This is a genomic window from Rhizobium sp. BR 362 (genome assembly GCF_036528765.1).
GTDB lineage: Bacteria > Pseudomonadota > Alphaproteobacteria > Rhizobiales > Rhizobiaceae > Rhizobium.
In genome coordinates, this window is sequence record NZ_JARWGH010000005.1 from 399,277 (window position 1) to 412,740 (window position 13,464).

9 protein-coding genes are annotated in these 13,464 nt (G+C 62.1%); 4 read left to right on the forward strand and 5 right to left on the reverse strand.

Annotated elements, in window-relative coordinates; genetic code table 11:
• Positions 1–18 precede the first annotated feature (18 nt).
• The 3 genes from QDY28_RS10460 (at position 19) to QDY28_RS10470 (ending at position 5,790) form a co-directional block, all read left to right on the forward strand.
• On the forward strand, positions 19–1,413 hold the full coding sequence (locus tag QDY28_RS10460) for a cytochrome P450 (RefSeq protein WP_331381602.1): 1,395 nt from the start codon (positions 19–21) through the stop codon (positions 1,411–1,413).
• An 87-nt stretch (positions 1,414–1,500) separates the two neighbouring features.
• Entirely contained in the window at positions 1,501–3,504 is a 2,004-nt protein-coding gene (locus tag QDY28_RS10465; RefSeq protein WP_331381603.1) for a hydantoinase/oxoprolinase family protein, read from the forward strand.
• 117 nt (positions 3,505–3,621) lie between these two features.
• Positions 3,622–5,790, forward strand: coding sequence for a malate synthase G (locus QDY28_RS10470; RefSeq protein ID WP_331381604.1), 2,169 nt, complete (start codon positions 3,622–3,624; stop codon positions 5,788–5,790).
• A gap of 265 nt (positions 5,791–6,055) precedes the next feature.
• Here the strand turns inward: QDY28_RS10470 and QDY28_RS10475 are convergent, their stop codons facing one another.
• The gene (locus tag QDY28_RS10475; RefSeq protein WP_331381605.1) at positions 6,056–6,730 is read right to left on the reverse strand and encodes a L,D-transpeptidase; all 675 of its coding nucleotides are present in this window, start codon (positions 6,728–6,730) and stop codon (positions 6,056–6,058) included.
• A gap of 181 nt (positions 6,731–6,911) precedes the next feature.
• Here QDY28_RS10475 and QDY28_RS10480 point away from each other — a divergent pair, with 181 nt between their 5' ends.
• Complete coding sequence (locus QDY28_RS10480; RefSeq protein ID WP_331381625.1) at positions 6,912–7,463, forward strand: MmcB family DNA repair protein; 552 nt, start codon at positions 6,912–6,914, stop codon at positions 7,461–7,463.
• Positions 7,464–7,519: 56 nt separating this feature from the next.
• Here QDY28_RS10480 and QDY28_RS10485 read toward each other — a convergent pair whose 3' ends face one another.
• The 4 genes from QDY28_RS10485 to QDY28_RS10500 all read right to left on the reverse strand — a co-directional run bounded on the left by QDY28_RS10485 (position 7,520) and on the right by QDY28_RS10500 (position 13,000).
• Positions 7,520–8,107: an ActR/PrrA/RegA family redox response regulator transcription factor gene (locus tag QDY28_RS10485; RefSeq protein ID WP_331381626.1), complete on the reverse strand. Its 588-nt coding sequence runs from the start codon at positions 8,105–8,107 to the stop codon at positions 7,520–7,522.
• A 128-nt stretch (positions 8,108–8,235) separates the two neighbouring features.
• Positions 8,236–9,573, reverse strand: a complete 1,338-nt coding sequence (locus QDY28_RS10490) for an ActS/PrrB/RegB family redox-sensitive histidine kinase (protein ID WP_442967498.1) — start codon at positions 9,571–9,573, stop codon at positions 8,236–8,238.
• 2 nt (positions 9,574–9,575) lie between these two features.
• On the reverse strand, positions 9,576–12,044 hold the full coding sequence (hrpB, locus tag QDY28_RS10495; protein ID WP_331381627.1) for an ATP-dependent helicase HrpB: 2,469 nt from the start codon (positions 12,042–12,044) through the stop codon (positions 9,576–9,578).
• A 5-nt stretch (positions 12,045–12,049) separates the two neighbouring features.
• The gene (locus QDY28_RS10500; protein WP_331381607.1) at positions 12,050–13,000 is read right to left on the reverse strand and encodes an ornithine cyclodeaminase family protein; all 951 of its coding nucleotides are present in this window, start codon (positions 12,998–13,000) and stop codon (positions 12,050–12,052) included.
• Between the last annotated feature and the right edge of the window lie 464 nt (positions 13,001–13,464).

Sequence of the window (13,464 nt, forward strand, 5' to 3'; positions counted from 1 at the left end):
TCGAGGAAATTGGATCTCATGGATATGATCCCGGAAGCCTTCTCTCCGCCAGCCCCGACACCGCGCACCGTCCCGCCGTCGCGACTGACAATCATCCGCACCATCCTGCGCAATCCGCTGGAATTATGGGGCGAGCCTTCCTATACGCTGCCGTGGATCATGACGCGCTTCTTTCGCGAGCGCACGCTGATCGTCAATGATCCCGGCCTGATCAAGCATGTGCTGGTCGACAATGCCTCCAATTACCGCATGTCGGAGATTCGCCAGCTCGTGCTCCGGCCGATCCTGCGCGATGGACTGCTGACGGCTGAAGGCCAGGTCTGGAAGCGCTCGCGCAAGGCCGTGGCGCCGGTCTTCACGCCGCGCCATGCCCAGGGCTTTGCCGGCCAGATGCTGAGCCAGAGCGAAGCCTATGTCCGCAAATACGAGGAGGCCGGCAGCGACGGCAAGGTTTTCGATATCGCCATCGATATGACCGAGCTTACCTTCGCTATCCTCGCCGAAACGCTGTTTTCCGGCGAGATCGTCACCGAAAGCGGCCATTTTGCCGACGACGTCAATCAGCTTCTGCATCGCATGGGCCGCGTTGACCCGATGGACCTTCTGCGCGCCCCTTCCTGGGTGCCGCGCGTAACCCGGATCGGCGGCCAGAAGGTGCTCGACAAGTTTCGCGGCATTGTTCGCAAGACGATGGATCTTCGTCTCGACAAGATGCGCAGGAATCGCGCCAGCGCTCCCGACGATTTCCTGACGCTGCTGTTGGAAAAGGCCGGCCCGGACGGCCTGACCATGGACGAGATCGAGGACAATATCCTCACCTTCATCGGCGCCGGCCATGAGACGACGGCGAGGGCGCTCGCCTGGACGATCTACTGCGTCGCCAACACCCCGCATGTCCGCGAAACCATGGAAACAGAGATCGACCGGGTGCTCGCCAGCGGGGCCGAGCCCGTCGCCTGGCTCGACCTGATGCCGAACGTCCGCGCCGCCTTCGAGGAGGCGATGCGGCTCTATCCGCCGGCGCCATCCATCAACCGCGCCGCGATTGCCGACGATGAATGGACAAGTCCAAGCGGGGAGCGCGTAGAGATTCCGGCCGATATCACCGTGCTGATCATGCCGTGGACGTTGCATCGCCATGAGCTTTATTGGGACAAGCCGCGCGCCTTCATGCCTGAACGCTTCCTTCCGGAAAACCGCGGCAAAATCAACCGCTTCCAGTACCTGCCCTTCGGCGCCGGGCCGCGCGTCTGCATCGGCGCCACCTTCGCCCTGCAGGAAGCCGTCATCGCCCTTGCCGTGATGATGCACCGCTTCCGTTTCGACGTGACCGACAAGACGAATCCCTGGCCGGTGCAGAAACTGACGACACAGCCGCAAGGCGGGCTGCCGATGTGGGTGACCAGACGGTAGAATTGTTTTTGCCGCTTCGCAGCTAGCGGATCAGGCGGGAAGGGTGCAATAACAGCATCACTCCCGTTCAAAAGGTTAGATATCAGCGTGACATCTCATTTCCTGCTCGGCATCGATACCGGTGGAACCTATACCGATGCCGTTCTCTTCCATGAAACCGATGGCGTTATCGCCAAGGCAAAATCGCTAACCACGCGGCATGATCTGGCTGTCGGTATCGCCGGCGCTGTCGATGCAGTCATCGCCAAGGCTGCCATTCCGGTTTCCGCTATCGGTCTTGTATCGCTGTCGACGACGCTCGCCACCAACGCCCTCGTCGAAGGGCAGGGCGGCCGCGCCGGATTGGTGATGATCGGTTTTGCTCCCGACGATCTGAAGCGTGATGGCCTTGCCGAGGCGCTGGGGTCCGATCCAGTGCTGTTCCTGCCCGGTGGTCACAATGTCCATGGCAACGAGAACCCACTCGATCTGAGCGCTCTGGAAGAGGCGCTGCCGGAGCTTTCGAACAGCGTTTCGTCCTTCGCGATCGCCGGCTATTTCGCTGTGCGGAATCCGGCTCATGAAATCCGGGTACGGGATCGCATTCGCGAGATTTCCCATCTGCCGGTCACCTGCAGCCACGAACTCTCCTCCAAGCTCGGCGGGCCGCGCCGGGCACTGACGACTCTTCTGAATGCCCGGCTTGTTTCGATGATCGACCGTTTGGTCGGCGCCTGCGAGGGCTTTCTCGCCACACGCGGGATCGAGGCGCCGATGATGGTGGTGCGCGGCGACGGCGCATTGATCTCGGCCGCGGAAGCCAAGCTCCGGCCGATCGAGACGATCCTTTCCGGACCCGCGGCGAGCCTTGTCGGCGCGCGCTATCTCACCGGTCTCGACGACGCTGTGGTGTCAGATATCGGCGGCACGACCACCGATGTTGCCGTGATGGAGGCCGGACGGCCGCGGCTCGATGCTGATGGCGCCGTGGTCGGCGGTTATCGCACCATGGTCGAAGCGGTCGCCATGCGCACCTATGGCCTTGGCGGTGATTCCGAGGTGAAGATTAACGACCGCGGCCTTGTCGCCGCCTTCGAACTCGGACCGCGCCGCCTGCTGCCGCTCAGCCTTGTTGCGCATATGCATGGCGAAGCGGTGCTTGGCGTGCTGGAACAGCAGTTGCGCGCGCCGCATCTTGGCCGCAATGTCGGCCGCTTTGCCGTGCGCACCGGCGTACCGAATCATCTGGCGAGCGGTTTGCTGCCCTTGGAGCAGGCCCTGTTCGATAAAATCGGCTCGATACCCCTGCCGCTCGATCAGCTTCTGACATCGACATCGCTGAAAGCGACCCTGGATCGCCTGGTCGCCCGCGGCCTCGTGCATCTCAGTGGCCTGACGCCGTCGGATGCCATGCATGTGCTCGGCCGTCAAAACCAATGGAACGCGCAAGCGGCTCGGCTGGGCCTTGCGCTGGCAATGCGAATGAAGGATGGTTCCGGTCGCTCGCTTGCCGCGTCGGTGGAGGAGCTGGCGCAAAAGATCGTCGATCGCCTGACCCGGCAGTCCGCCGATGTCATCCTCGCCGCCTGCCTCGCCGAGGACGGGGTTACCCATCTCGATCCCACCAAATCGATCTCGATCGATCGCGCTCTTCGCCGCGCACCCGGCATCGCTCGCTTCGCCGTTTCGCTGGACCGCCCCCTGGTCGGTCTCGGCGCCTCCGCCCCCGTCTATTACCCTGCCATCGCCGCAATGCTGGCTAGCGAGAGCGCCATTCCCGGCGATTCGGATGTCGCCAACGCGATCGGCGCCGTGGTCGGCCAGGTTCGCGCCAGCGCCACCGTGTTCGTCACCATGCCCGAGGACGGCATCTATGTGCTGAACGGGGCGGGCGAGACCCTGCGTTTCACGGACGAGCAAAAGACCTTTTCTCTGGCACGGGAGAGGGCAATCGAGGTGGCGATGACGCAGGCGCGGCTGAATGGCGCCGCCGATCCCGTCATAGCTATGGACGAACAGATCGATGCGCCTGAAATCGAGGGCAATCGCAAGCTTGTCGAGGCCCGCTTCATTGCCACTGCCAGCGGCCGTCCGCGCATCGCTGCGGATTGATTATTTCTAAGAATGCACAAATCTTTCGAATTATTGCCAAATTGACGGAGAGCGAAACCGCCCGCAAACTGGCAGCATGTAAAAATTGAGCCGTAGGACGGCCTGAGGAGTGATGGTATGAGCCGCATTGACAAGAACGGGCTTCAGATCGAACCGGTGCTTTATGATTTCCTGGTCAAGGAGGCTTTGCCGGGGTCCGGTGTCGACCCGGATACCTTCTTTGCCGGCTTTTCGGCGATCGTGCACGACCTTGCCCCCAAGAACAGCGACCTGCTCGCCAAGCGCGACCGTATGCAGGCCACCTTGGACGAGTGGTACCGCAGGAACGGCGCGCCTGTGGACATGGCTGCCTACGAAGCCTTTCTGCGTGAAATCGGCTACATCATTCCCGAAGGCCCCGCATTCTCGGTCTCGACCGCCAATGTCGATCCTGAGATCGCCTCCATCGCCGGCCCGCAGCTCGTCGTCCCCGTCATGAACGCCCGCTATGCGCTGAACGCCGCCAACGCACGGTGGGGCTCGCTCTATGATGCGCTCTACGGCACCGACGCGATCCCGGAGACCGACGGCGCCGAGAAGGGCAGGGGCTACAATCCGAAGCGCGGAGAGAAAGTCATCGCCTGGGTGCGGGATTTTCTCGATACCGCCGCGCCGCTTGCCGGTGCGAGCTGGAAGGATGTCACCGGCTTCGTCGTCAAAGGCGGCGCATTGGCGATAGAAAGCACGAAAGGTGTCGTCGCTCTTGCCGACGGCAAGCATTTCGCCGGTTATCTCGGCGACGCCAGCGCGCCCTCGCATATTCTGCTGAAGAATAACGGCATTCACATCGAGATCGTCGTCGACGCCGGCACCACTATCGGCAAGGCCGATTCGGCTGTCATTTCCGATGTCCGGCTGGAATCGGCGATCACTACGATCATGGACTGCGAAGATTCGATCGCGGCCGTCGATGCCGAGGACAAGGCCGAAGTCTATCGCAATTGGCTCGGCCTCATGAAGGGCGACCTGACGGAGGAAGTTTCCAAGGGCGGCAAGACCTTCACCCGCCACCTCAATCCGGATGTAACCTACACGGCGCCCGACGGCTCGAGTTTCGAGCTGCATTGCCGCTCGCTGATGCTTGTGCGCAATGTCGGCCACCTCATGACCAATCCGGCGATCCTCGACCGCGACGGCCATGAAGTGCCGGAGGGTATCATGGATGCCATGATCACCGCCTTGATCGCGCTCTACGATGTCGGTCCGAATGGCCGCCGCAAGAATTCCCGCGTCGGCTCCATGTATGTCGTCAAACCGAAGATGCATGGCCCGGAAGAAGTCGCCTTTGCCGTCGAGATATTCTCTCGCGTCGAAGATGTACTTGGCATGCCGCGCAACACCATCAAGATGGGCATCATGGACGAGGAGCGCCGCACCACGGTCAATCTCAAGGAAGCGATCCGCGCAGCCAGCGAACGCGTCGTCTTTATCAATACCGGCTTCCTCGACCGCACCGGCGATGAAATCCATACCTCGATGGAAGCCGGTCCGATGATCCGCAAGGGCGACATGAAACAGGCGGCCTGGATCGCCGCCTATGAAAACTGGAATGTCGATATCGGCCTGGAATGTGGCCTTTCCGGTCATGCGCAGATCGGCAAGGGCATGTGGGCCATGCCCGACCTGATGGCGGCGATGCTGGAACAGAAGATCGCGCATCCGAAGGCCGGCGCCAATACCGCCTGGGTGCCGTCTCCGACGGCCGCCACGTTGCACGCCACCCACTATCATCGCGTCAACGTCGCCGAGGTCCAACAGGGCCTAAAGAGCCGCACCCGCGCCAAACTCTCCGATATTCTGTCTGTGCCGGTCGCGCCGCGCCCGAACTGGACGCCGGAAGAAATCCAGCGCGAGATCGACAATAATTGCCAGGGGATTCTCGGCTATGTCGTTCGCTGGGTCGATCAAGGCGTCGGCTGCTCCAAGGTGCCCGATATCAATAATATCGGCCTGATGGAGGATCGCGCCACGCTGCGCATCTCGGCGCAGCACATGGCCAACTGGCTGCATCATAAGGTCATCACCGAAGCCCAGATCGTCGAGACCATGAAGCGCATGGCCGCCGTCGTGGACCAGCAGAACGCCGGCGACCCGCTCTACAGGCCGATGGCCGGCAGTTTCGATGGCTCCGTCGCCTTTCAGGCCGCGCTCGATCTCGTCCTCAAGGGCCGCGAGCAGCCGAACGGCTATACCGAACCGGTCTTGCATCGCCGCCGTATCGAACTGAAGGCCAAGCAGGCGGGGTGATCCCTTCTCTCCATCAGAGGCCACCCCGATCCTTCGAGGCCTTGTCGCCTGCGCTAGCGCTTCGACGGCAAGGCACCTTAGGATGAGGTGGAGAGACTCTTGCGGCTAGGGGAAAAGATCAGCCCTCATCCTGTGGTGCGCAGCCGAAGGCGAAGCCTCGAAGGACGAGGGCGGGTGGGGCGGTATAGCATCGCCTCTTTTCCGCAAACAAAAGGCCGCCGGACATCGATCCGGCGGCCTTTTCAATTTCAAACGATACCAGCGATTACTGGATCACGACGACCTTGGTGCTGTGACCCGGCAGAACGCGGTTGTAGAGATCGATGACGTCCTGGTTCATCAGGCGGATGCAGCCCGAGGAAGCGGCGGTGCCGATCGAAGCCCATTCCGGCGTGCCGTGCAGGCGGAACAGCGTGTCCTGGCCCTTCTCGTTGTAGAGATACATGGCGCGGGCGCCGAGCGGATTTTCGAGGCCCGGGTTCATGCCGGTATCGACATATTTGGCGATGTCCGGACGACGCTCAGCCATTTCCTTCGGCGGATGCCAGCTCGGCCATTCCTGCTTCCAGGCGACATAGGCGGTGCCCGACCACGCAAAGCCCTGCTTGCCGACACCAATGCCGTAGCGCATCGCTTCGCCGTTGCCGAGGATGTAATAAAGATGACGCTCGCGGGTATTGACGATGATGGTGCCCGGAGTTTCGTCCGACTTGTAGGAGACGATCTGGCGGCGGAACTGCGGCTTTACCTTCTGAATCGGGATCGCCGGCAGTTGGAAGCCGTTGTCGCTCGTGACGCCGTAATCATTATCGAACGTCTTGACGGTGTCGGAGGCGGAGTTGGCGGTAGCGGTCGGCGTGGCGGCGGCAGTGGTGGCATAACCAGCCGTGGCAAGCGTTGCGACAAGGCCGAGTGCGGTCATAGCATTGCGGATGCGCATGGAAGTCTCTTGGTGAGTTGTGACAGGGAATGGGATGGTATCGACCATCTTTGACTACGGTTTATTTTCTATTAAATTTAGCTTTGCAAGCTGGTGCGGGGCGACAAAAATAGCTCCGCCGCGCAAATTAAGGGGACATGGTTTTTTTGCAACAACGCTTGTTCGGTCCCTGAGGCAATTCATGACGATTTTAAGTGTTTACAATAACAATCCGTTAATTGACGGCCGGCAATCGGAACGGGCCATGCTTGTACGCAGGGGCGTGCAATTATTACTGCACGAGATGCGCCATGCCGTCTTGCCGGAATTGCCGCTCGCCAGTGGACGGCGCGCCGACCTCATCACCCTTTCCGAAAAAGGTGAGATCTGGATCATCGAGATCAAATCCTCGATCGAGGATTTCCGCGTCGACCGCAAATGGCCGGATTACCGCCTGCATTGCGATCGCCTGTTCTTTGCGACGCATAAAGACGTGCCGCTCGATATCTTTCCGCAGGAATGCGGGCTTTTCCTCTCGGACGGCTACGGCGCGCATATGATCCGCGAGGCGCCGGAACATCGTCTGCCGCCCGCCACACGCAAATCGGTGACGCTGAACTTCTCCCGCGCCGCCGCCCAGCGTCTGATGCTGGCCGAATGGGCGACGGGGAAGGATTTTGCTTTCTCTCCGAAGGGAGAAGCTGCCCGCCCTTCGATAGCTCAGGACGCGGATGAGCGGGGCGAGGAGCTTTAGCTCCGAGTGCTCCCGCAACCCGTGAACCACGCGTTCTTCTCGGAAGGTGAAGGTGTTTATTTCGGCGCGCGCTTGGCGAGAATGCGTTGCAGCGTGCGGCGATGCATGTTGAGCCGGCGGGCGGTTTCGGAGACGTTGCGCTCGCACATTTCATAGACGCGCTGGATATGCTCCCAGCGTACCCGATCGGCCGACATCGGATTTTCCGGCACCTCGGCCTTCTCGCCTGGCCGCTGCGTCAGCGCCGCATAGACGTCGTCGGCATCCGCGGGCTTGGCAAGATAGTCGAGAGCGCCAAGCTTCACGGCCGTGACCGCCGTTGCGATATTGCCGTAGCCGGTCAGCACGACGATATGCGTATCATCGCGTCGTTGCCGGATCGCCTCGATGACGTCTAGGCCATTGCCGTCCCCCAGACGAAGATCGACCACGGCGTATTTCGGCGGATTGGTCTTGGATTTGGCAACGCCTTCCGCCACCGATTCCGCCGTATCGACCGCAAAGCCGCGCGTCTCCATGGCGCGCGCCAGCCGGCGCAGAAACGGCCCGTCGTCATCGACGATCAGCAATGTCGCGTCGGGGCCGATATGGTCCGCAATGTCCTTGGCCCCCGCATGGGGGTCGGTAAGCTCTTTATCCGTCATCATGTTCAATCCCGGCGACCAATCGCCTGCATAGTCCTACTGACTTCAGCATGATCTTATCCGAAAACCTTGACGCAGTTTTCGGATAAGATCATTGCGCTAGCGATCGGTGTTGTAAGCCGTGAAATTCATTTTGTCGAATTGCTGTCGATCAACATGCGCGGCCATTCGACGCGGATGCGCGCACCCGGCGTTTCCGGATCCCGATTGCCGAAGGAAAGCACTGCACCCGAACGCTCCAGCAGGGTCTTGGCGATGAACAGGCCGAGGCCGAGGCCGCCAGCGGTATCGTCACGCTGTCGTGTCGTGACATAGGGCTCGCCGATCCGCGTCAATATGTCGGCAGAATAACCGTTGCCGTCGTCTTCGATGACGATCGTCAGCGTGTTGGGATCGTATTCCACCGTGACCGTCACTTTCTTTCGCGCGTAGTCGACGGCGTTTTCAATAAGGTTGCCGAGCCCGTACATGATGCCGGCATTGCGGTTCAGCACGGGTTCGCCGGTGCGTGGGCTTTTTTCGATCAGCTCCAGCTTGATGCCGAATTCCCGATGCGGCGCGATGATCTCCTCCATCATCGACGACAGCGTCAGCCGTCGCATATGCGCCTCGTCCTCGGAGGAGAGCGTCGTCAGCCGCCGCAGGATGTCGCGGCATCGTTCGCTCTGGCTGCGCAGCAGCGCCACATCCTCGCGGAAGCGGTCGTCCTGGCTGAGCTCGCGCTCCATCTCCTTGGCGACGACGCTGATGGTTGCGAGCGGCGTGCCGAGCTCGTGGGCGGCGGCAGCGGCGAGCCCGTCGAGCTGCGACAGATGCTTTTCCCGCTGCAGCACCAGCTCCGTCGCCGACAACGCATCGGCAAGCTGCGTCGCCTCCATGGAGACGCGGTAGGCATAGAAGGCGGCAAAGGCCATGGTCGAGGCGATCGAACACCAGACGCCAAGCTGCATCACGCTATGAACATTGATCTCGACGCCGTCGTACCAGGGCAAGGGAAAAGGCGAGAAGGCAAGGCCGGTGATGCAGATCATCGCCAGTACGATCAGCGCCATGCTGTAACGGATCGGCTGCGAGGCGAAGGAAATGATAACGGGCACGCAGACCAGTGCAGAAAACGGATTGGCAAGCCCGCCGGTGATGAGGAGCAGACCACAGAGCTGCAGAAGATCGAGGCCAAGCAGCGCAAAGGCCGCCGGCGGCTCCAGACGATGCGTAGGCGGATAGCGCAGCGTCAGGAAAAAATTGATCCAGGCAAGGCAGGCGATCAAGACACAGCAGGCCAGCAGCGGCACTGCAAATTTCAGCCAGAAGGCGACGATCATCACCGTTACCGTCTGGCCGCCGACCGCAAGCCAGCGCAGCCGCACCAGCGTCTGCAGCCTGAGCCGACGGCTGGTATGGTGATCGTCCTGCGGCTTGGCGTCCGCGTCCGCCATCTTGTCCAATCCTCTGAAGAAACGGGCCATACTCAGGTACCACGCGGCTTGGCTCTTGTCGTCGGCAAAGCATCGGCCGGATCTTCCGGCCAGGGATGCCTGGGGTAGCGCCCGCGCATATCGGCGCGCACGTCCTTCCATGATCCCGCCCAGAAGCCCGGCAGATCGCGCGTCGTCTGGATCGGCCGGTGTGCCGGCGACGTCAGTTCCAGCACCAGCGGCAGCCGCCCACCGGCGACGGCCGGATGCTGCTTCAGGCCGAAAAGCTCCTGAACGCGGATCGTCAGCAGCGGTTCCTCGCCTTCATATTGGATCGGGTGGCGTTGCCCGGTCGGTGCTTCGAAATGCGTCGGCGCCATCCGGCTAAGATCGCGCTGCAGCTCATGCGGTACCAGCGACATCAGCCCGTTGGAAAGCCCGCCCGCCGAGATGTCGGAAAGACCGCGCGCGTCGCTCTGGAACGGTGTGAACCATTCGTCCAGCCGCGAGAGTAGGGCCTCATCACTCATATCGGGCCAGGGCTCCCCGATCGTCCGGTGCAGGAAGCCGATCCGCTCACGCAATTGCGTCGCCTCTTTCGAAAAGGGCAGGACGCCGAGCCCCAGCTCGCGAATACCATCGGTCAGCGCTTTGGCGGCCTGCTCGCCGGTCGGTCTCGGCAAAGGCGTTTCCTCGAATATGATGGCGCCGAGCCGCGTGACGCGCCGCGCGCGCACCTGACGGCTGGCCTTGTCGAAGACGCTCTGCTCTTCCGTGCGGATTTCGCCCGGCAGATGCTCCTCGACATCAGCGCGCGAAATCTCTGCCGCCGCTAGAATACGGGCCTGGGCCGCCCGGCCGGTCAGATCGGCAATGACCAGCATCTGCGAACCAGCCAGGCGCTCCGTTTCCGGCAATTCGGCGCCACGCCCATTTGCCATGACGAAACGCCCGCGCCCGCCACGCTGGAGAGCGATGCGGTCGGGAAAGGCATGCAGCAGCAATGAGCCGGCCAATACCGGCACTCCGGCGGCCGCAGCCTTGCTCTCGCCCGCTGCCGCCGCCAACCGACCGGCCAGCCGCCGCGACGCCTCGGCCCTCTCGCCTTTTTCCGTCTTGAACCGCCGGAGGCGCTCTTCCAGATCGATGCTCTGTCCGCCGAGGCCCTGTTCCGTCAGCAATACGGCGAGCATCGCCGCCTCACGCGCCTGGCCGAATTCCGCTGCCGAAATCACCATGGCCGAAAGCCGCGGCGGCAAGGCCAGATCGCGCATCAGCCTCCCGCGTGCGGTCAATCCGTTTTCGGCGTCCAGAGCTCCCAATTGCCGCAGCAGCGCCCGTGCTTCGGCAAGTGTCGTTGCCGGTGGTTGGTCGACAAAAGCGAGTGTGGCCGGATCCTGCACGCCCCAATGAGCAAGATCGAGCGCCAGCCCGGAAAGATCACTGGAGAGAATCTGTGGCGGCGTGAAGGCCGGCAGCGCCGCCGTCTGGCCGGGATGCCACAATCGCATCGCAATACCGGGCTCCGTTCGCCCCGCGCGGCCGGCGCGCTGGTCGGCGGAAGCCCGCGATACTCGCACCGTCTCCAGCCGGGTAATACCGGTCGACGCCTCGAAGACAGGCAGCCGCTGCAGCCCGCTGTCGATGACGATGCGCACGCCGTCGATGGTAATCGACGTTTCGGCGATTGACGTTGCCAGCACGATCTTGCGCGTGCCCTTCGGCGCCGGGCGAATCGCTGCGTCCTGCTCCTTCTGGCCGAGATTGCCGTAAAGCGGCGCGATCACCGTCTCCGGCGCTATCAGGCCCTCAAGTCTTTCCACCGTGCGGATGATTTCCGCCTGTCCGGGCAGAAAGGCCAGGATCGAGCCCTGTTCTGTCGCATGTGCGTCGAGAATCGCGCGTGTTACCGTGTCCTCGATCCGCTCGCCGGGCGGCCGGTCCTGATGGCGGATGTCGATCGGGAAGCTCCGGCCCATGCTTTCGATGACGGGCGGACGCCCGAGCAGAGCGGCGACCCGTTCGACATCGAGGGTTGCCGACATCACAAGGATGCGCAGATCTTCGCGAAGCGCCGATTGCACGTCGAGCGCCAGCGCCAGGCCGAAATCCGCGTCCAGCGAGCGCTCGTGAAATTCGTCGAAAATGACCGTCGAGACGCCGGATAGTTCGGGATCGTCGAGGATCATCCGCGCGAACACGCCTTCGGTCACCACCTCGATTCGCGTTCTTGCCGAAATGCGATTGTCCAGGCGCATGCGATAGCCGACGGTGTCGCCCACCTGCTCGTTGAGCAGCGAGGCCATGCGTGCCGCCGCTGCCCTTGCTGCGAGCCGCCGCGGCTCCAGCAGGATGATCCTGCCGTCTCCGCGCCAGCCTTGGCCCAGCAGATAAAGCGGCACCAGCGTCGTCTTGCCAGCGCCGGGAGGAGCTGACAGAACCGCACGTCGCTCGTCCCCAAGTGCTGCGCCGATATCGGCGAGCACGTGCGAGACCGGCAGCTCGGGCGGCGAAGGGGTCATGCGCGTCACGCTTCATTGCCCCGCGCATGTTCATAGGCAAGGATCGCGCCGGCGAGATCTTCGAGCGCCGCGCCAACCGATTTGAACAGGGTTATATCGTCGTCATTGGTACGCCCCGGCCGCGTCCCGCGGACAAGTTCGCTGAGCTCCGCGTGGATCGCATCTTCCGTTAGCACGCCGCTTTTCAGCGGCTGCACGATATCGCCGGCTTCCTTCATTGCACCGGCGCGCGTATCGACGAAGACCTGTGCCCGCCGGATCGAAGTGTCGTCGGTCTCGCGCATATCCGGCTTGAAGCCGCCGACCAGATCGAGATGTGCCCCGGGCTTCAGCCATTCCCCTTGGATAACCGGCGTGTTCGACAGCGTACCGCAGGAGATGATGTCGGCTCTGCGGGCCGCCGCTTCCAGATCGCTAACAGCGCTGACGGCCAAACCAAGCGCACGCGCTTCGTCCGCCACCTGCTGTGCCTTGCCGCGATCGCGGCCCCACACGCCGATCCGCTTCAGCTCCCGTCCTTCGGCATGCGCCTGGATCAGGTTGAGCGACAGCCGCCCCGTGCCGCAGACAAGCAGTTCCTGCGCATCCGCCTGTGCGAGATAGCGGGCTGCCAGCGCCGAGGTGGCCGCCGTGCGCCGCGCCGTAAGCTCACCGCCGTCGATTGCCGCCAGCATCTCGCCGGTTCTGCCGGAGGAAAGCAGATAGGTTCCGAAGATTGCCGGCAGCCCACGCCCGGCATTATCAGGGAAAACCGAAACCATCTTTACGCCCATATATCGCCCCGGCAGCCAGGCCGGCATCAGCAGCAGCGTCGCGTTGCTTTCGCCAGGCACTTCCATATCGTGGTGATGCCGCACCGGCATGACGCAGCCGCCGGCAAACATCGTGGCGATCGCCTCGATCAGCGCCGGCCAGGCAAGCGCTGCACGTGTTTGCTCTTCATCGAGGACCAGCATTGTCAGCTCCTTCATTGCTTAAGCTCTCTATTAGGTCCTGGGGGATGAGCTGACAATTGGTGGCGCGTTATGCGTTGAGCCGCCGCGAAATGCGATTCATCGCGCTCCGTCTCTCTTACGAAGACGGATTCTCCGACGACTCGTAAAATAAATCCTGAAAATGCCCGTCCAGAGGGCGCATTTTCTGCAAAGCTGTATTCACACACAAATCCCCTAGTAAAATCAATCAGATAAAAAAATGTCAGAATTTTTACAGTTGGGCAGTTGACTATGCTCGGGGCTGGGGTCTATAAGCCCGATCACTGACGAGGGCGGCGGCGCTGCTGGCGACGAAGTCTCTCGCTCTAGAGTTTCCTGGATTGGCTGCGATGCTGATTGATGGTTCTGGGCTTAGGTGCTTGGGCTTGCGGGAAGGATATTCGACCGGGTTTTCTGGTCTGTTATTTGACAATTGAAGATAGGAA

Bases quoted from the DNA above. Each gene is read 5' to 3' on its own strand.
- QDY28_RS10485 (WP_331381626.1), bottom strand. From the start codon at position 8,107: ATGACGGATAAAGAGCTTACCGACCCCCATGCGGGGGCCAAGGACATT.
- QDY28_RS10480 (WP_331381625.1), top strand. From the start codon at position 6,912: ATGACGATTTTAAGTGTTTACAATAACAATCCGTTAATTGACGGCCGG.
- QDY28_RS10500 (WP_331381607.1), bottom strand. From the start codon at position 13,000: ATGCTGGTCCTCGATGAAGAGCAAACACGTGCAGCGCTTGCCTGGCCG.
- QDY28_RS10490 (WP_442967498.1), bottom strand. From the start codon at position 9,573: ATGGCCCGTTTCTTCAGAGGATTGGACAAGATGGCGGACGCGGACGCC.
- hrpB (WP_331381627.1), bottom strand. From the start codon at position 12,044: ATGACCCCTTCGCCGCCCGAGCTGCCGGTCTCGCACGTGCTCGCCGAT.
- QDY28_RS10475 (WP_331381605.1), bottom strand. From the start codon at position 6,730: ATGCGCATCCGCAATGCTATGACCGCACTCGGCCTTGTCGCAACGCTT.
- QDY28_RS10460 (WP_331381602.1), top strand. From the start codon at position 19: ATGGATATGATCCCGGAAGCCTTCTCTCCGCCAGCCCCGACACCGCGC.
- QDY28_RS10470 (WP_331381604.1), top strand. From the start codon at position 3,622: ATGAGCCGCATTGACAAGAACGGGCTTCAGATCGAACCGGTGCTTTAT.